17 protein-coding genes are annotated in these 18,285 nt (G+C 64.7%); 5 read left to right on the top strand and 12 right to left on the bottom strand.

Features of this window, described 5'->3' with window-relative positions:
* Positions 1-258 precede the first annotated feature (258 nt).
* The 5 genes from flaF to ACSLUQ_RS02685 form a co-directional block, all read right to left on the bottom strand.
* Positions 259-627, bottom strand: coding sequence for a flagellar biosynthesis regulator FlaF (gene flaF, locus ACSLUQ_RS02665; RefSeq protein ID WP_417770875.1), 369 nt, complete (start codon positions 625-627; stop codon positions 259-261).
* A complete protein-coding gene (flbT, locus tag ACSLUQ_RS02670; RefSeq protein ID WP_417770874.1) occupies positions 566-1,003 on the bottom strand; it encodes a flagellar biosynthesis repressor FlbT in 438 nt (145 codons plus the stop codon). Before flbT ends, flaF begins: the two co-directional genes overlap by 62 nt.
* Before the next feature lie 113 nt (positions 1,004-1,116).
* The gene (locus ACSLUQ_RS02675; protein ID WP_461807640.1) at positions 1,117-2,505 is read right to left on the bottom strand and encodes a flagellin N-terminal helical domain-containing protein; all 1,389 of its coding nucleotides are present in this window, start codon (positions 2,503-2,505) and stop codon (positions 1,117-1,119) included.
* A gap of 318 nt (positions 2,506-2,823) precedes the next feature.
* Positions 2,824-4,212 (bottom strand): flagellin N-terminal helical domain-containing protein, encoded by a 1,389-nt coding sequence (locus tag ACSLUQ_RS02680; protein ID WP_461807641.1) that lies wholly within the window; start codon positions 4,210-4,212, stop codon positions 2,824-2,826.
* Positions 4,213-4,428: 216 nt separating this feature from the next.
* A complete protein-coding gene (locus tag ACSLUQ_RS02685; protein ID WP_417770872.1) occupies positions 4,429-5,814 on the bottom strand; it encodes a flagellin N-terminal helical domain-containing protein in 1,386 nt (461 codons plus the stop codon).
* Positions 5,815-6,038: 224 nt separating this feature from the next.
* Here ACSLUQ_RS02685 and ACSLUQ_RS02690 point away from each other — a divergent pair, with 224 nt between their 5' ends.
* Together ACSLUQ_RS02690 and ACSLUQ_RS02695 are read left to right on the top strand one after the other, a co-directional pair.
* Positions 6,039-6,722 (top strand): acylneuraminate cytidylyltransferase family protein, encoded by a 684-nt coding sequence (locus ACSLUQ_RS02690; RefSeq protein WP_417770871.1) that lies wholly within the window; start codon positions 6,039-6,041, stop codon positions 6,720-6,722.
* Entirely contained in the window at positions 6,719-8,962 is a 2,244-nt protein-coding gene (locus ACSLUQ_RS02695) for an N-acetylneuraminate synthase family protein (RefSeq protein ID WP_461807642.1), read from the top strand. Before ACSLUQ_RS02690 ends, ACSLUQ_RS02695 begins: the two co-directional genes overlap by 4 nt.
* Here the strand turns inward: ACSLUQ_RS02695 and ACSLUQ_RS02700 are convergent.
* The 5 genes from ACSLUQ_RS02700 to ACSLUQ_RS02720 all read right to left on the bottom strand — a co-directional run bounded on the left by ACSLUQ_RS02700 (position 8,953) and on the right by ACSLUQ_RS02720 (position 13,679).
* Positions 8,953-10,809, bottom strand: a complete 1,857-nt coding sequence (locus ACSLUQ_RS02700) for a tetratricopeptide repeat protein (RefSeq protein ID WP_461807643.1) — start codon at positions 10,807-10,809, stop codon at positions 8,953-8,955. The genes ACSLUQ_RS02695 and ACSLUQ_RS02700 overlap by 10 nt on opposite strands.
* 175 nt (positions 10,810-10,984) lie before the next feature.
* On the bottom strand, positions 10,985-11,371 hold the full coding sequence (locus ACSLUQ_RS02705; protein WP_417770868.1) for a flagellar protein FlaG: 387 nt from the start codon (positions 11,369-11,371) through the stop codon (positions 10,985-10,987).
* Positions 11,372-11,704: 333 nt separating this feature from the next.
* A complete protein-coding gene (locus ACSLUQ_RS02710; protein ID WP_417770867.1) occupies positions 11,705-12,202 on the bottom strand; it encodes a flagellar protein FlgN in 498 nt (165 codons plus the stop codon).
* A gap of 2 nt (positions 12,203-12,204) precedes the next feature.
* On the bottom strand, positions 12,205-12,561 hold the full coding sequence (locus tag ACSLUQ_RS02715; RefSeq protein WP_417770866.1) for a rod-binding protein: 357 nt from the start codon (positions 12,559-12,561) through the stop codon (positions 12,205-12,207).
* A complete protein-coding gene (locus tag ACSLUQ_RS02720; RefSeq protein ID WP_417770865.1) occupies positions 12,561-13,679 on the bottom strand; it encodes a flagellar basal body P-ring protein FlgI in 1,119 nt (372 codons plus the stop codon). The genes ACSLUQ_RS02715 and ACSLUQ_RS02720 overlap by 1 nt, the downstream gene beginning before the upstream one ends.
* 247 nt (positions 13,680-13,926) lie before the next feature.
* On the opposite strand from ACSLUQ_RS02720, the gene ACSLUQ_RS02725 reads away from it, so the two are divergent.
* The 3 genes from ACSLUQ_RS02725 to ACSLUQ_RS02735 all read left to right on the top strand — a co-directional run bounded on the left by ACSLUQ_RS02725 (position 13,927) and on the right by ACSLUQ_RS02735 (position 16,341).
* Complete coding sequence (locus tag ACSLUQ_RS02725) at positions 13,927-14,340, top strand: flagellar assembly protein FliX (RefSeq protein ID WP_461807644.1); 414 nt, start codon at positions 13,927-13,929, stop codon at positions 14,338-14,340.
* A gap of 169 nt (positions 14,341-14,509) precedes the next feature.
* Positions 14,510-14,926 (top strand): RNA polymerase-binding protein DksA, encoded by a 417-nt coding sequence (dksA, locus tag ACSLUQ_RS02730; RefSeq protein ID WP_417770863.1) that lies wholly within the window; start codon positions 14,510-14,512, stop codon positions 14,924-14,926.
* Positions 14,927-15,156: 230 nt separating this feature from the next.
* Entirely contained in the window at positions 15,157-16,341 is a 1,185-nt protein-coding gene (locus ACSLUQ_RS02735; protein ID WP_417770862.1) for an HD-GYP domain-containing protein, read from the top strand.
* 183 nt (positions 16,342-16,524) lie between these two features.
* On the opposite strand, the gene flgH is transcribed toward ACSLUQ_RS02735, so the two are convergent.
* Both flgH and flgA read right to left on the bottom strand, forming a co-directional pair.
* Positions 16,525-17,298, bottom strand: coding sequence for a flagellar basal body L-ring protein FlgH (flgH, locus tag ACSLUQ_RS02740; RefSeq protein WP_417770861.1), 774 nt, complete (start codon positions 17,296-17,298; stop codon positions 16,525-16,527).
* On the bottom strand, positions 17,298-18,281 hold the full coding sequence (flgA, locus tag ACSLUQ_RS02745) for a flagellar basal body P-ring formation chaperone FlgA (RefSeq protein WP_461807645.1): 984 nt from the start codon (positions 18,279-18,281) through the stop codon (positions 17,298-17,300). Before flgA ends, flgH begins: the two co-directional genes overlap by 1 nt.
* Positions 18,282-18,285: the final 4 nt, after the last annotated feature.

Raw genomic sequence — 18,285 nt, forward strand, 5'->3', positions numbered from 1 at the left:
GCCTTCTTCGCGACATCCTGCCGCCTCCCGGAACACTCCGGGGGGCGGTTTTCGTTTGCGCCGGGACATGGTCTCAGCCCCTGCTTTTGGAGAGGGGAGAAGAAGGAGCGAGCCTGCTGGACCGTGCCGCAGGCGTCGGGAGGGGCCGGGGTAGGGAATACGGGGGCAGGCGGCCTGCAGAAACACGAACGCCGGCCCAGGAGGAGGCCGGCGTTCGCGAGCATGTGTGATGCGCGCCAGGCGCGCCGCATGAGCGGATCAGTTGCCGCGCAGACCCAGAGCGATGTTGCGGTTGATCTGGATCAGTGTCGTCAACCTGTCGGGCTTCGGGTCGGCCATCACGTCAAGCGTATGCTTGAAGATGAAGGCGCCGAGGGAGCCGAGGTTCTGCTTGATCTCGACCGGCAACGGGTTGTCGTTGCTGGTGACCGAGGTCGCGAGGATGGTCCACAGACGCCGGTTGTAGGACAGGGCTGCGTCGAGCGAGGAGGGGGTATCCGCCTCCCAGTCGTCCTTTACAGCCTGCAGACGAGCCGCGGCCCTGAGCAGAAGCGTTGCCTCGAGCTCACGCGGGTTTGCCGTCTTCTGCGACGTTTGCTGATATGCTGCCGTTGCCAGATTGTGCATGTGCGATCAGTTCCCGTTCGTACTCGACCAAGTCGCGAGCCCGTCTCAGGGCAGCGTAGAGAGATCCGGTTAAGATCTCATTATTGATTGCATCCACCAGCTTCATGGCGCTGGGGGCCGCCTGGATCAGGTCGTTGATCAGCTCGAAGTAGATCTGCCTGTGCCGCTCGATGTCCTGGTTGAGGTACATGAGCTGCACCGCCAGGTAGATACGCCTGGCCGGCGTGTTCGCCGTTTCAGCCGTGTAGATGTCTTTTTCACGAAGGATCGGCTCGTTGCCCTCGATGAAGATATGCGTTCGATGGTCTCCATTGGTGATGACCGTGGAGCCAACTATGAAACGCTCGCGAGGACGAAGTTCGATCTTCAGTGCCATGAAATTAGATTCTCACAGGGCTTCGATTCTTGCAAGTAATAAACGGCTTCTTGTAAAGAAGAAAGGCGGCAAGTTTCCTTGCCGCCCGGTAATATTTGCCGTGTACTTCACGATTAGAAGAGCTTGAGAACCGCCTGGTCGGCCTGCGAGGACAGCGACAGGGCTGTCGTGGACAGCTGCTGGCGGGTCTGCAGGGCCAGAAGGTTGGCGCCTTCCTCGTTGGTGTCGGCGAGCACCAGATTGTCCGCACCCGTCTGCAGGGTGTTGATGGCGGCCTTGGTGAAGTCCTGGCGGATCTGCACCGTCGACAGGCTGGAGCCGAACTTGGAGCCGGCCTCGCGCAGGGTGATCAGCGCCTCGGACAGCTCGTCGAGGGCGTTGTTCGCCTCCGAGTCGCTCAGGCTGGAGACCTGGGTGATGCTGAGGCCGGAGGCCGTCAGGTCCTCGCCGCTCAGCTTCAGCTCCGACTTGGTCGCCGAGTCGCGCTTCTCGTTGAAGGCGACGGTAAGCTTCGACGACGAGGAGTTGATCAGGTTGATGCCGTTGAAGCTGCTGTCGGCGGCAAGCTTGTCGATCTGGCCCAGGATGTCGTTGAACTGCGACACGAGCTTCTGGCGCGTGGAGGAGTTCGAGGCCGGGTTGGCCTGGGTGGTGATCGACAGGGTGTCGGCATCGCCGGCGGTGGCGCCGTCGGTGAAGGTCACCGAGGTTTCGCCGGCATCCGTGTAGTCGCCATCGGCCGGGGTCGACAGGTCGATGTTGGAGTTGGTGCCGAAGCCGAGGCTGGCGGCCAGCGAGGTCGCCTGCGTCGTTGCCGTGGAGGCGTCGCCGCCCGCGTCGACGATCGACAGGTTGACCGTCTCGGCGTCGGAGCCGGTGATCTTGAGCTTGCCGGCGTCCGTGACCTCTGCCGTGGCAACGCCCGAGGCGTTGATCACGTCGAGAACGTCCTGAACGGTCGTGACCGGGCCGGTGCCATCCACCTTCTGGGTGGTGCCGACGGTGATGTTGATGTTCGAGACCGAACCGGTGTCGGTGTTGGTCGTGTTGACCGTCAGCGTGTCACCGTTGGCGAAGCCGAGGTTGGCCAGCGTCTGGCGCTTGGCCTGATCCTGGATCGTCTCGCCTGCAACCGGCGCAAGGCCGTTGGTGGAGATCGACGAGGAGCTCTCGATGACCGTACCGGATCCGGCGCCGCCGTCCTGCAGGGCCTGACGCGCGGTCGACTGGGCGCTCTCGACCAGCTTGGTGATCGCGGTGATGCCGTTGTCGGCCGCCTCGATGGTCTTGATGGCGTTGCCGATGCCGTCGAGCAGGTTGCTCAGATCGTTGGCGCGGGCACCCAGCGTCTGCGAGGTGAAGAAGTTGGTCGGATTGTCAAGAGCCGAGTTGACCTTCTTACCCGTCGCAAGGCGGTTCTGGGTAAGATTCATCATGTCGGCGGTCTTCTGAAGCGTCAACAGGTTCTGACGCACGCCAGCTGAAAGCGTGATGTCGGACATTTGGTAATCCTCTCGCGACGCCCCTTGGACGGGCTGCCCCATATTAAGGTTCGTTAACGACGTTCTGAGATTATCTTTAACAAGAGGTTAACGGGCGTCTTGCATCTTGCGGAAATTTAGAGAAACGCAACAAAGGTTACCGGAATCGGGGCTGAATCCCGGCCTCAGGCGTGCAATCGCGAGCGGGGATCGGTCTGGAGTTCGGCTGAACATGCAAAAAGGGCAGTGAGTCGCGACTCACTGCCCTTTCGTATTTTGCACGGATCGAGTCGTTTCGAGCCGGTGTCCGTGTCGTATGCGCGTCCTGTTGCCGGCCTCTTAGAAGAGACGCAGCACCGCCTGGTCGGCCTGCGAGGACAGCGACAGGGCTGTCGTGGACAGCTGCTGGCGGGTCTGCAGGGCCAGAAGGTTGGCGCCTTCCTCGTTGGTGTCGGCGAGCACCAGGTTGTCCGCACCCGTCTGCAGGGTGTTCACCGATGCCTTGGTGTAGTCCTTGCGGACCTGCACCGTGGAGAGGTTCGAACCGAACTTCGAGCCGGCCTCGCGCAGGGTGACCAGCGCCTGGGACAGTTCGTCGAGGGCGTTATTGGCTTCAGTGTTGCTCAGGCTGGAGACCTTGGAGACACTGAGGCCCGTCGAGGTGAGATCCTCACCCTGCACGGTCAGCTCCGACTTGTTGGTCGCATCGCGCTTCTCGTTGAAGGCGACGGTGAGCTTCGACGAGGAGGTGTTGATCAGGTTGATGCCGTTGAAGCTGGAGTCGGCGGCAAGCTTGTCGATCTGGCCCAAGATGTCGTTGAACTGCGACACGAGCTTCTGGCGCGTGGTGGAGTTCGAGGCCGGGTTGGCCTGGGTGGTGATCGACAGGGTGTCGGCATCGCCGGCGGTGGCGCCGTCGGTGAAGGTCACCGAGGTTTCGCCGGCATCCGTGTAGTCACCATCGGCCGGGGTGGACAGGTCGACGTTGGAGTTGGTGCCGAAGCCGAGGCTGGCGGCCAGCGAGGTCGCCTGCGTCGTTGCCGTGGAGGCATCGCCGCCCGCGTCCGTCACCGAGAGGTTGACGGTCTGGCTGTCCGTGCCGGTGATCTTGAGCTTGCCGGCGTCCGTGACCTCTGCCGTGGCAACGCCCGAGGCGTTGATCACGTCGAGGACGTCCTGAACGGTCGAGACCGGGCCGGTTCCATCCACCTTCTGGGTGGTGCCGACAGTCACGGTGATGTTGGAGACAGCACCCGAGCTGGTGTCGGTGGTCTGCAGGGCGATGGTGTCGCCATTGGCAAAGCCGAGGTTCGACAGGGTCTGGCGCTTGGCCTGATCCTGGATCGATTCACCAGCGACCGGAGCAAGGCCGTTGGTCGAGATCGAGGAGGAGCTCTCCACCACGGTACCGGAACCGGCGGAGCCGTCCTGCAGAGCCTGACGCGCGGTCGACTGGGCGCTCTCGACCAGCTTGGTGATCGCGGTGATGCCGTTGTCGGCCGCCTCGATGGTCTTGATGGCGTTGCCGATGCCGTCGAGCAGGTTGTTCAGATCGTTGGCGCGGGCGCCGAGCGACTGGGACGTGAAGAAGTTGGTCGGGTTGTCGAGGGCCGAGTTGACCTTCTTGCCGGTGGCCAGACGATTCTGCGTCGAGGCCATCATGTCAGCGGTGCTCTGGAGCGTCAGGAGGTTCTGACGCACGCCAGCGGAAAGAGTGATGCCGGACATTCGGAAATCCTTTCGGGCTGTCCAATTCGAACTCAAGCTTCGTTCTGAAGCTCACCGCCACAGTAGGTCCCGAATGACTAAGTTAAGGTTAACCGGCCGTTGTTCCGATCCTGATTTTTGCAAGTACAACAAGGACTTTGTTAACCATGTGGTAAGCGAATCAAAAAAACGGGCGGCGGGAAATCCCGCCGCCCGTCTTGTGCTTTCGGTCCGTCCTTAGAGGAGGCGGAGCACCGCCTGGTCGGCCTGCGAGGACAGCGACAGGGCTGTCGTGGACAGCGACTGGCGGGTCTGCAGGGCCAGAAGGTTGGCGCCTTCCTCGTTGGTGTCGGCGAGCACCAGGTTGTCCGCACCCGTCTGCAGGGTGTTGATCAGGTCCTTGGTGAAGTCCTTGCGGACCGACACGGTGTTGAGGTTCGAGCCGAAGGTCGAGGACGACTCACGCAGCGTCGACAGAGCGTTCGAGAGCGAGTCGAGCGCGGCGTTTGCCTCGTCGTTGCTCAGGGTCGAGGCGCTCGTCAGGCCGAGGCCCGAAGACGTCAGGTCCTTGCCGGAGATGGTCAGCTCGGACTTGTTGGTCGCATCGCGCTTCTCGTTGAAGGCCACGGTGAGCTTCGACGAGGAGGAGTCGATGAGGTTGACGCCGTTGTAGCTGGAGTCGGCGGCAAGCTTGTCGATCTGGCCCAGGATCTCGTTGAACTGCGACACGAGCTTCTGGCGCGTGGCGGAGTTCGCGGCCGGGTTGGCCTGGGTGGTGATCGACAGGGTGTCGGCATCGCCGGCGGTGGCGCCGTCGGTGAAGGTCACCGCGGTTTCGCCGGCATCCGTGTAGTCGCCGTCGGCCGGGGAAGACAGGTCGACGTTGGAGTTGGTGCCGAAGCCGAGGCTGGCGGCCAGCGAGGTCGCCTGGGTCGTCGCCGTGGAGGCGTCACCGCCCGTGTCGACGATCGACAGGTTCAGCGTGTCCGTGTCGGAGCCCGTGACCTTGAGCTTGCCGGCATCGGTGACCTCTGCAGCGGCAACGCCCGAGGCGTTGATCACGTCGACGGCGTCCTGAACGGTCGCGACAGCGCCGGTGCCATCCACCTTCTGGGTGGTGCCAACGGTGATGCTGATGTTCGAGACCGTGCCGGTGGCCGTGTCGGTCGACTGCAGCGTGATGGTGTCGCCGTTGGCGAAGCCGAGGTTGGACAGGGTCTGGCGCTTGGCCTGATCCTGGATCGACTCACCCGCCTGCGGCGTCAGGCCGTTGGTCGAGATCGAGGAGGAGCTCTCCACCACGGTGCCGGAGCCGGCGCCGCCATCCTGAAGAGCCTGGCGAGCGGTCGACTGAGCACTCTCGACGAGCTTCGAGATCGCCTTGATGCCGTTGTCGGCAGCTTCCAGCGTCTTCGTCGCGTTGGAGATGCCGTCGAGCAGGCTCGACAGCTCGTTGGCGCGCGAGCCGAGCGACTGGGAGGTGAAGAAGTTCGTCGGGTTGTCGAGGGCCGAGTTGACCTTCTTGCCGGTGGCAAGGCGGTTCTGGGTCGACGACATCATGTCGGCGGTCTTCTGCAGCGTCAGCAGGTTCTGACGCACGCCAGCGGAAAGAGTAACGCTCATCTTCTGTACCTTTCTGGTATCCGTAACGTGCAACGCATCCTCGTTGCCGGACCAGAATAAGCGTCGAAAGCAGAATCACATGTAAAAACAATTGGTTAACGAGGGTTAAGGTTAACTCATGGTTGCCGTAGCGAAAGGCATTTGAATCAAGGTCTTGCGACCGGTCGCCTTCCCGACATGGCGGCGCTAAAAAGGGGAGGGCGAATCTGCGCGGAGAGATCTGGATGGAAGACGTGCTGGCAATCATTCCCGCGCGCGGCGGCTCGAAGGGGCTTCCCGGCAAGAACCTTCGCAAGATCAATGGCAAGCCGCTGATCGTCTGGTCTATCGAGCAGGCGCTTGCGGCGCGCAGCGTGTCCCGGGTCGTGGTCAGCACGGACAGTGCCGAGATCGCCGATGTGGCGCTGAGGGCGGGGGCGGAGGTGCCCGCGCTTCGCCCCGCCGAACTTGCCCGCGACGACACGGCGACGGAGCCGGTTCTGCTTCACGTCCTGAAGAACTGGTGTCCGGAAGGCCTTCCGGCTCTGGTGATGCTTCTCCAGCCGACCTCTCCGTTAAGACTTGCCGGCACGCTCGACGCGGCTGTGGCGCGGCTTGTCGGGGAAGGGGCGGACTCGCTCGTCTCGGTGTGCGAGAGCCATGCCTTCTTCTGGAGCAATCCTGCGGAGCCGCGCGCCCACTACGATTACATGAACCGGCCGCGCCGCCAGGACATCGCGGAGGCGGAGCGCCGCTATCGCGAGACCGGCTCCATCTACGTCACCCGCGCGAGCGTGTTGCTGGAGAGCGGCAACCGGCTTGGCGGCAAGATCGCGATGTTCGCGACACAGCCTTGCGAATCATGGGAAATTGACGACCTCTCCGACGCGGTTGTCGTCGAGGCACTGATGAGGCACGCCTGTTCATGATCATTGAGCGCAACATCACGCCCTTCGTGGTCTTCACCGACGATACGCTTGGCCATGCGCTCAACAAGATCGGCGACAACCGCAAGGGCGTTGTCTTCGCGGTGACCCAGGGCGGGGTGCTGGAGGGCGTGCTGACCGACGGCGACTTCCGTCGCTGGCTGCTTGCCTCGCGTGAGCTGAGGCTGGACCTGCCCGTGCGCGAGGCGATGAACCGGGAATATGTCTCGGCACCGGCGGCGCGGCGCGCGAGCGACATCGCCGACCTGTTCTCCGAGCGCATCGAATATGTTCCGCTTCTTGACCGGCAGCGTCGGCTTGTGGCGATCGCCAGCCGCAGCGCGCAGGGCCTTGCCATCGACGGGCGCGAGATCGGGCCGGGGCATCCGGCGTTCCTGATCGCGGAGATCGGCAACAACCACAACGGCAGCCTGGAGACGGCCCTTGCCCTCGTTGATGCGGCGGCGGCGGCCGGGGCGGACTGCGTCAAGTTCCAGATGCGCGACATGGAGGAAGTCTACGGCCGGCTCGACGCCGACCGGCAGGACCTCGGCGCACAGTACACGCTCGACCTGCTGGCGCGGTTCCAGCTTTCCGACGACGATCTCTTCCGCGCGTTCGACCATGCGCGCGCCCGCGGCCTGGTGGCGCTGTGCACACCCTGGGACCGGGCCAGCCTCGCCGGGCTCGAGCGCTACGGGCTTGGCGGCTACAAGGTCGCCTCGGCCGACCTCACCAACCACGACCTGCTTGCGGAAATCGCCGCGACGCGCAAGCCGATGATCGTCTCGACCGGCATGTCGAGCGAGGCGGAGATCGTCGATGCGGTGCAATTGCTGCGCCTTGAGGGCGCCTCCCATGCGCTGCTGCATTGCAATTCCACCTATCCGGCGCCGGCGAAGGATGTGAATCTCGCCTACATGGCCCGGCTTGCCGAGATCGGGCGCGGCGCGCCTGTCGGCTATTCAGGGCATGAGCGCGGCATCGCCATCGCGCTTGCGGCGGTGGCGCGCGGCGCGGCGATCGTCGAGAAGCACTTCACCTTCGACCGGAACCAGGAAGGCAACGACCACCGGGTTAGCCTGTTGCCGGACGAGTTCGCGCGCTTCGTCGACGGCGCGCGCGATGTGGAGGCGGCGCTCGGCTCGCAGAAACCCAGGCGCGTCACGCAAGGGGAAATGATGAACCGCGAGACACTGGGCAAGAGCCTGGTCGCCGCGCGGGCGCTTTCCAGCGGGACGGTCGTCGGCGAGGCGGACGTGGCGGTGCGCAGCCCCGGCAACGGTCTGCCGCCCTATCAGCGGGACCGGCTCGTCGGCGTCGTGTTGCGACGCGACCTGGCGGCGGGCGCGCCCTTCTTTCCCGCCGATCTCGAGCGGCCCGAGGTTGTCGCGCGGGATTATTCGTTCCGTCGGCCCTTCGGCCTCCCGGTGCGCTTCCACGATGTCGACCGGCTGGCGGAGCGGACCAACTGCGACCTTGTCGAGTTTCACCTCAGCTACAAGGACATGGAACTCGACCCGGGCGACTTCCTGACCCGCGAGCGCTATCCGCTCGGGGTCGTGGTCCATGCCCCGGAGCTCTTTGCCGGCGACCATGTGCTCGATCTGGCGAGCCGCGATGCGGATTACCGGCGGCAGTCGATCACCGAGCTCGAACGGGTCGTGCGTCTCACCGAGGCGCTGGCGCCGCGCTTCGACACCACCGGGCGGCCGCTCGTCATCGTCAATGTCGGCGGCTTCACCCAGGACCGGTTCCTGCCGGCGGGTGAACGCGAGAGGCTTTATGATCTGGTCGGCGAGGCGCTGGCCCGGTTCAGCGGGGCGGGCGTCGAGTTGATCCCGCAAACGATGCCGCCGTTCCCCTGGCACTTCGGCGGCCAGCGCTTCCACAATCTCTTCATGGATGGCGGCGAGATTGCCGGGTTCTGTGCCGAGCACGGAATGCGCGTCTGCCTCGACGTCTCCCACTCGAAGCTCGCCTGTGCCCACGCGCGCACGTCTTTCTCCGCCTTCCTGGCGGAGGTCGGGCCGCACGCGGCGCATCTGCACCTGGTCGATGCGCAAGGCGTCGACGGCGAGGGGCTTCAGATCGGCGAGGGCGAGATCGACTTCGCCCATCTCGCCGAAACGCTGGACCAGACCTGCCCGCAGGCGTCCTTCGTGCCCGAGGTGTGGCAGGGGCACAAGAACGAAGGCGAGGGCTTCTGGATCGCGCTGGAGCGGCTTGAGGCCTATTTCTGAGCGAGGCGGGCGGGGATGACTGCCGCGCGGCCGGGATATGTCGCCCGCCATTTGTCGAAGTCGGCGGCCATGCGCGGCATCAGCACGTCCGCATGCGCGCCCGGCGGCACCTCGTAAATGGTCGTCGAGGGATACCAGGGCGCGTTTCCGTCGCCGACGAGGATCGGGCTCGTTGTGCCCGAATAGCGCCAGACCGGGACACCGAGAACCGCAGCGATATCCGCGCCGGTGCAGTCGGGGGCGATGTAAAGGTCGGTCAGTGCGGCAAGGGCGGCGGCGTTCTCCAGGTCGTCGAAGATGTCGATCTCGTCGTAGCGGTGGATCACGATGCCGGTGCGTGCGGTGAAATCGTCGAGTTCCTCGGCGGTGTCGCCATATTGCAGCGAGAGAAAGACGCAGTCGTCGCGCTCGAGGATCGGCCGCAGGCTTTCGAGGCCGATATAGAGGTGGGCGTGGCGCTTGTTTGCTCGCAGCGAGCGCCAGGACAGCCCGACCACCGGACGTCCGTCGCAAAAGACGGGGAGCTGGGAGAACCGCTCGAGCCGCTCCGGCTCAGCGCCAATGACCCTGGCCCGGTCAGGAAAGCTGTCCGGCGTCGGGCGCAGCAGGCGGGGCAGCGATCCGAGCGAGATCTGCGCGGCGAAGTCTGCGTGCGGCGAGCGCCCGCTTGCCTTGTCGAGCGCATTGGCGCGGAAGACGAGCGCGGGAAAGTTCCGGCTCAGGATCGGAAGGTTCTTGGGGCCGCATTCGACGATGACGTTCGGCGTGCGCGCTGCCGCCTCCTCGAGCATGGTGGCGGCGCGGAAGACATCGCCGACGCCCTGGTCAGACCAGAGCAGAACGGCGCCGTCTGCGACTGGCGTGCCATCCCAGACGGGCTGCACAAAGTTGCGGTGGATCAGGCCGGGCAGCTCGGTGGCGAAGCGTGTCTCGAGAAGCTCCCATCCGCGCGCGAGATTGCCCTTGCGGACCTCGACGAAGCCGAGGGTCGAGGCGAGATTGGGGTTTTCCGGTTCCAGCGCCAGGCCCGTCTCGATCGCAGCGACCGCCTCATCGAAACGACCGAGCCTGAACAGCGTCTTGCCGTGGACCAGATGGACAAGCGGGGCATTGGCGCCGAGGGCGAGCGCGGCGGTGCTTTCGCTCAAGGCCTCTTCGTAGCGGGCGTTCGACCAGAAGGCATTCGCCCGGCTCAGTCGGTAGGCGGCGTCGGGGATCGTGCACAGGCTCTCGTCCTGCTCGAGCAGAAGCGCGAGCGCCTCGTCCCCGCGGTCGAGCGCGATAAGCGCGTCGACGCACACCAGAATGGCGGTCCTGTGGTTCGGGATCGACTGGAGCAGGAATTCCGCGACCTTCACCGCCTCAGCTTGCCGGCCCGCCATGGACAGCGTTCTGGCGTAGTCGGCCAGGAGATCGGCGTTGCCGGGCGCCGCGCGCAATGCCCGGTCGAAATCGGCGAGCGCCGCCAGCGCGCCCTCGGCGTCGCGACGCAGTACTGCCAGGCGGGCGAGCAGATCGGCATCCCCGTCGATGTGCGCAAGGGAGCGGTCGGCAACGACAAGGGCGGCTGCGGCGCCGTCCTGCTCGGCGACAAGGTCGACCAGATTGGCGAGGTGGCGGGAGGTGGCGCCGGGATGGGCGACCAATTGCGCGAGAATGGCGATGGCGCGGCGGGGGAAGCCCTGTTCGACAAAGCAAAGGGCCAGGAGGTTGGCGGCCTCGGCGTTACCGGGCTCCGTCTTCAGGATCTTCTCGTAGAGCGGACGCGCGCGCGCCGGCTTGCCGTCGCGCTGGAGCAGCAGCGCCTTGCGCATGAGGTCGAGTGTCGCGGGGGAGGAAGCCGGCATCCAGTAGTCCGATCGGTCGAGCCAAGATGCGCGGAGTATAGCCGATTCGGGAAAGCTGCTTCGATGCTCGCCAGACATATCGTCCGGAGAGGGCCGGCCGCGTGCAAGATGCGCCGCGCGCGGGAGGCTCAGGCTCGCGGGCGGAGTGCCGAAAGGCTGCGCGCGTGTCTGCTGCCTAGAGCTTGCGGTTGACGTCCAGGCCGGTCATTTCCTGGTGCGTTGTCGCGGCGAAGGCCCGGCGCAGGCGCAAAAGGGCCTCTTCGGGGATCTGCCGGACGACTTCGCCGGTCTGGGTGTCGATGGCGCGGAAGACGAGGGAGTCGGTGATCTTGTCGCGGTATTCCACGCGCTTGATGTCACTCTTCTCGACTGGTTGCGGCCGCTCCTGCTCGGACGTGGAGCCGTTCTCGTTGCGGGGGCGCAAGGACTGGGCGTCATTGGCCGGCATCACCGCCTTCTCGGGGGCAATTTCCGTGACGATTGCGGGTGCGTTTTCCGGCTCGGCAGGTTTTGCCGTGGGCGGCTGCACGAAGACGGGCGGTCTTACTGCTCCAGTTTCCATTTTCACACTCCCGCGCCGGATGGGACCGTCCTTGGGTGACCGGCGTCAGTCTGTTCGCTGAAGCCATCGCTTCTCTTGGATTTGCATGGCCACTTCTCGTGACGACTGCAAGAGATCCTGCGTTTTATTTTTACCGCAAGCGAACTTCACGTAATCAGAATATGATATGGAAGTGAATCGAAGATTAACGATTTGGTTACAATTTTAACGAGGTCTGTTTGATCCTGATTCGTTCGGTTTCTTCTTTTTCAGAACGAAGGCGGAACGTCAAGGTGCATGAAAAAGCCCGCCGACACGTTGTGTCGGCGGGCTTTTGTTGTGCGCCAGCTCTGGTCAGAGCGAGCGGTTGAAGGCGATGCCGTCGACAGCGTCGTGGGGGCGCGGGGCGGCGCCGCCGGGACCGTAGGTGGTCGGCGCCCGTGTTGCTCCGGCTCCCTGGGCAACCTTGCGCAGGAGGTTGTCGGCGACCTCGCGCGCGGTCGCGAGAACCGCCAGGTTGATCCGCAACACCGGCTGGAACTCCGTGTGGCGGCGCTTCAGCCGGTCGACGGCGTCGGGCGCGAGATTGCCGAGGGCGATGGTCTGGTCGCGGATATGGGTCATACCGCGCATGTAGATGCTGACCAGCTTTGCCTTGTCAGGCTGGAGCTGGCCGGCCTCGTCCAGCTTGCCGAGGCGGACGAGTTCGGTCTCGCGCTCGATGATGGCCAGCAACTGGGACATTGCGTCCTCGAGCCGCCGGCAGGTTGCCTCCGCCGCGCGGGCATCGGCAATTGCCCCGGAGAAGAACTCCGGTGCCAGTTCCGCGATCTGCTTCGTATCAAGGTTCATCGTCAGGACCCTTCCTGCAAGGCGATCAATTCGCGCTGCACACTGTCTGCGATGCCGAGGCCGCCCGAACGGGCGATGGTGTCGGCATATTGTTCCACCAGCATTCCGCGCCAGGCGTCGGAACCGGTGCCTCCGCCCCAGGTGCCGGCGCTGTCCTCAAGGCCGGCGAACATCGACTGGAGCATGGTGTTGATGAAGACGGACTCGAACTGCTCCGCGCTGTGACGGGTGGTGTCCTGGATCGAGGAGCCGCGGGCGGAGGCCTCGCCGCGCGCCTGGCTCATGAGCGAGGAGGCGCTGGCGGCGGGCGTGCGGTTCTGGGCGGCGCCAAGGGCGGTGTCGATGGAAAGTGCGCTCATCACATCACCTCGATATCGGCCTGGAGAGCCCCGGAGGCCTTGATGGCCTGGAGGATCGAGATCATGTCGCGCGGGCCGATGCCGAGGGCGTTGAGCCCGTCGACGAGCTGCTGCAGCGTCACGGTCTCGGGGACCACGGCAAGCTTGTTGTCGGACTGGTCGTCGACAAGGATGCTGGTGCGCGGCTCGATGGCGGTCTCGCCGTTGGCGAAAGGCAGCGGCTGCACCACCTGCGGCGTCTCTGCGACCGTGACGGTGAGGTTGCCCTGGGCGATGGCGATGGTCGAAACCTTGACGTTCTGGCCCATGACGATGATGCCGGAATTCTCGTCGATGACGATGCGTGCGGGCAGATCCGGCTCGACGATGAGCTGCTCGATGTCGGTCAACAGGTCGACGATGTTGCCCTCGAACTGGCGCGGCAGGTCGATGCGAACGGTCGCCGGATCGAGGGGCTCCGCGGTCGGCAGGCCGATAAGTTCGTTGATGGCGAGCGCCATGCGCCGCGCCGTCGTCAGGTCGGGGTTGCGCAGCGCCAGTCGCAGGCTGGTCATCGAGGCCAGCTTGAAGTCGATCTCGCGCTCGACCAGCGCGCCGTTGGCGATCCGCGCCGAGGTCGGCACGCCGCGTACCACGGTGGCCGCGTCGCCCTGTGCGGAGAAGCCGCCGATGGCCAGCGGCCCCTGGGCGATGGCGTAGACCTCGCCATCGGCGCCGAGCAGCGGGGTGACCAGAAGCGTGCCGCCCTGCAGGCTCTTGGCATCGCCAAGGGCGCTGACGGATACGTCGATCCGCGTGCCTTGAGTGGAGAAGGCCGGCAGGTTCGCCGTCACCATCACCGCGGCCACATTGTTGGTGTTGAGGTCGAAGCCGCGGGTGTTGACGCCGAGGCGCTCGAGCATGGCTTCAAGGCTCTGACGCGTGAAGGGCGCGTTGCGCAGGCTGTCGCCCGAACCCTGCAGGCCGACGACGAGACCGTAGCCGATGAGCTGGTTGTCGCGAATGCCTTCGAAATCGGAGATGTCCTTGATGCGCGAAGCGGCCTGCGCCGAGGGGACGACGAGGCTCGCGGCAATGAGGGACAGCAGCAGAGCGAGGATGGTTCGTGCCAGCATCATGTCGAATGGTCCGCGTGCGGGTCTGTGACATGATCGCGGAATGCGATTGGCGTGCCAGTTTTTTTGAGGCAGCGCGCAATTTTGTAACTCATTGAAATTTATAGATATATTTTTTAAGCTAGCGTTCGTCTGCGGTTTTTTAGCAGGCCTGCCCGGCAAGAATTGCCGGCGTGTTAACGCTTCATTTACCAACTCGGAAAATTGTGTAGCCCATGATGTGCTGCACTCGACCAGGATCGGCGTCCTTATGAGGATCTCAGGCTACAGCCCGCTCTCCGGCGTGTCGGGGGGCAAGTCCAAGAAGCGTGCCGGGGGAACCGGAGGCGCGTTCGATGTCGGCTCGAGCGAGCAGTCGCATGCTTCGGAGGCGACCGGCTCGGCCGGTGGTGTCTTCGGTATCGGCGGGCTGCTCGCGCTTCAGGAGGTCGATGACCCGTTGACTGGTCGCCGCAAGGCCACGCGGCGAGGAAACGACCTGCTCGACACGCTCGAGAATCTGAAGACGGACCTCTTGGCCGGCCAGGTGTCGCCCGACCGCCTCGGGCGGATCGCGCTGCTGCTCTCGCGGCGCGAGGACAGCGGAAATCCCGATCTTGAGCAGGTCATCGACGAGATCGAATTGCGCGCCCGGGTGGAACTCGCCAAGCTCGGTCACTACTGATCCGCGATGTAGGTGATGTCACCAATTTGTCCGAGAATGGCGCAATCCTCTGCGTAACTAGCTGAATATTCTGCCATAAATTTGATCGTATTTTCCTGTCCGGCGGCGTTGTCCGTTGGCCGGTTGAGGGCTATATTCCGCGCGGCCTAGTTGGGAGCCGGAGTGGAACATGACGGTTGAGTTGGATGCCGAGTATCGTCCGAATGAGGACGAACTTTTCATGAACGAGCGTCAGCGTGAGTATTTCCGGAACAAGCTGTTGCGGTGGAAAGAGGATCTCCTGAAGGAGAGTCGCGAGACGCTGACGAACCTTCAGGAAGAAAACCAGAATCACGCTGACATTGCTGATCGCGCGTCCTCGGAGACGGACCGATCGATCGAACTGCGCGCGCGCGACCGGCAGCGCAAGCTGATCTCAAAGATTGATGCTGCCCTCGAGCGGATCGCGGACGGATCTTACGGCTACTGCGTCGAGACCGGAGAGCCGATCTCTCTGAAGCGGTTGGAAGCCCGTCCGATTGCAACCCTGTCGCTTGAAGCGCAGGAAGCGCACGAGCGCCGTGAGAAGGTATACAGGGACGATTGAGTTCCCTGATCGGCACTTGGTAAAATTATCAGGGTTTTCTCCTGGCCCGGGCGTTTTGCCCGGGTCTTTGTTTTTTAAGTCCTTTCCGGTGTTTTGCCTTCCCCTGGGGTATTCGGGAAAGGAATCATTAAGCCGCAATGGAGGATCCATTTAAGAATTGAAAAACACACGCCGTCTATCATTCCCGGAACGAAGAACGAGGTTTGTCAGGGAAGGTTCGGGTATCAGGCATGTACGACGTGTTGATCCTGAAAGACGCGACCACGAGCGCCGACGAGTTGGTCCGGACGATGGCGGCATCCTTTACCTGTGTCGTGCAGTCGCTTCCGGAGTTCGACGGCACGCTGCTGGGTGAAGTGCGCTCCGCCGTGATCTATTCCGAGCTCAGGCGCCCGCAGGATCTCGCGCGCATCAGCGAGGCGATTCCCGCGGACTGGCGGCTGGCGAATGTCGTCTATGTCGCGCCAACGGCCGAGCGCGTCGGAGTGGTTCAGGCGGAGGCGAGCGGCATTGGCCGCATTCTGCCTTCCCACCGTTCGCTTGACGATGTGCGCGCGGCCATTCGCGACATCCTGAACCACGATCTCAGCGTGCGTCTTGTCAGCTTCCGAAGCGGGATCACCAAGGCGGTGAAGGCGACGGACACGCTGTTCAATGGCATCGGCATCGCCATGCGGCGACGCCAGCCGCTGCGCCTCGACGGCCTCTTCAGCTGCAGCGCGGCGATCAACGAAGCGGTGCTCGGGGACGGGCTTGCCACCTGGCTCAACGCCGTGCAGTCGCATCACAGCCAGACGTTGCGCCACGTCCTCAACGTGGCCGGCCTTGCGGCGAGTTTCTCCAATCATCTGGGGCTTGACGATGCGGACCGGGCGCTGATGACCGAGGGCAGCCTGCTCCACGATGTGGGCAAGCTCTTCATCCCCATTGCCGTACTCGAGAAGCCCGGAGCGCTCTCGGATGCCGAGAGGGCGCTGATCACCCTGCACCCCCAGCGCGGCGCGGAGGCGCTGGTCCAGAGCGGGGTGACGGATCCCATCCTGATCTCGGCTGCCCGTTCGCATCATGAATATCTCGACGGCACCGGCTATCCGGACAAGCTTTCGGGCGACGCGATCAACCCGCTGGTGCGCATGCTGACGATCATCGACATCTACAGCGCGTTGACCGAGAAGCGGTCCTACAAGGAGGCGATGACGCCGCGCCTTGCGATTGCGGAGCTGGCCAAGATGAAGACGCGGCTCGACCAGCGGCTGCTGGCCGAGTTCCGGAAGATGATCCTGGAGCCTGCGTTCGCCGCAAGTCGCTCCCTGCGCGAAGAGCGGGCCCGGTCCGGCTGCGCGAGTCTGCGCATCGGGCTGCATCCGCTCGACCGGGGGAGCCAGCCGACGGCGCTTCGACGAATGGGCGCGTAGGTTCCCTCGTCTTCCTGAGGGTTGCGGAAAAAGCAACGGGCACGGCCCGCCGGGGAGCGGAGGGACCGTGCCCGCTTGCCGTTCTTGCCTGGGGAGCGCGAAACGGCCTGGGGAGTTTCCGACGCCTTTGCCTGGGGAGTGCTCGGGCGTCGAGGAGGCGGGCAGGGGAGCTGCCCGCACCCTTCAGAAGGGCAGGACGATGTCGAGCACCTGTGCGCCATAGCGCGGCTGCTGCACGTCGGTGATCTGGCCGCGTCCGCCGTAGCCGATGCGGGCCTCAGCGATCTTCTCGCTCTCGATGGTGTTGCTGGCGGAAATGTCTTCCGGCCGCACCACGCCGGCGACGATCAGCTCGCGCACCTCGAAGTTGACGCGAACCTCCTGGCGCCCTTCGATCACCATGTTGCCGTTGGGCAGGATCTGGGTGACGACCGCAGCAACCTTGGTCGTCAGCTTTTCCGTGCGGTCGACCTTGCCGCTGCCCTTGAAGGCGGATGCGCCATTGGCCGAGGCGATGTTGTCGGAGGCGGTGCCGGCGGGCAGAATGAAGGTGTTGATCGCCGCGCCGACGGCGCCGCCCGTGCCGCTGCTCTCAGATCCCTCGCGCTTGCGCTCCGTGGCGTTGTCGAACTCCGCCTTGTCGGAGATTGTCACCAGCACCGTCAGGATATCGCCGACGCGGGCGGCGCGCTGGTCCTTGAAGAAGGCGCGCGCGCCGGACCGCCACAGCGAGTTGGAGTTGTAGTGCACCGACTGAGGCGTCGGCATCGGCATCTGCACGGGGCGGTAGCCGGCCGTCGTCGTCGGATCCTGGATGGCCGACAGGGCGGGGGCCTTGCCGACGTTGGCGAGCCGGTCTGCCGAGCCGCAGGCGCCGAGCGTCGCGGCGAGCGTCAGGGCAAGGAGGGGGCGGACCAGGCGCGGTGCCGCCGGAAGGGCGCATGTGCGGAAGGTCATCAGTTCGTCTCCTGGAGCTGGGCGAGGCGGCGGGGCGAGAAGCCCACCTCGACCTGGTCATGCCCGCGAACGGTTGCGGTGATGGTGCGGCGAGACTGGAGATTGAGGATGTCGATCATGGTGCCGGCGGAGCCGCTTTCCATGGCCTGGCCGACGGTCGTCAGCGTCATGCCGGCAACGCGGTAGATCATGGTGACGCGCTCGCCGCGACGCACGAGGATCGGCTCCTCGAAATCGCTGCGGAAGATCGGACGGCCCGGCTGGATGTTGCGCCGCGCGGCAAGGCCGACGACCGCTTCCCGGTCCGTGACCTGGTTGGGAGCAAGGCGCTGGCGCGGCATCCGGTCGACGGCAAGGTCGGACGCGGAGATGATGGCGCCGCGGTCGATCGGGCGTGTGGCGGTGAAGATCTCGATGGTTTCCATCGCCGAGCCGGTGAGAGTCAGGGTGCGGCTGTGCTCACCACGAACGCGGACGGTGGCGCGCAACTGGCCGGAGGCCGGGTTCCAGTCGAGCATGTCGACGCGCACGGGCGTGGTCTCGCTGGCATCGACGAGAACCGGAGCGTGCATGCCGGCGACATTCACCTCCAGCGCCTTGGCGTCGACGTTCGGATAGCGCTCGACGATCCGCTCCCGCAGGGCTTCCTCGAGTTCACGGGCGCCGATGGTGATGGCCAGTCGCTCGACCGAAACGCTGCGCAGGCCGTCCGTGTCGGCCTCCTCGTAGCCGGCGGCGCGGGCACGCTCCACGACGAGCGAGGCGGGGACGTTGCCGCGGGTGCCGAGATCGGGCGAGCGGAAGAGCGGGGTGGCGCCATGGCGACCGGCGTCGGGAAAGAAGTCGCCGAGCGTGACGACGGGTCCGGTGACGCGGATCTCGGAGCGCAGCGCACCGGCGGCAACGGCCTGAACGGCGGTGAGCGCGACGATGGCTGCGGCAAGCACGATGCGGCGGGCCGCGGTTGTGGCAAGGCTGGTCATGATC

It is taken from the genome of Stappia sp. ICDLI1TA098 (assembly GCF_054880955.1).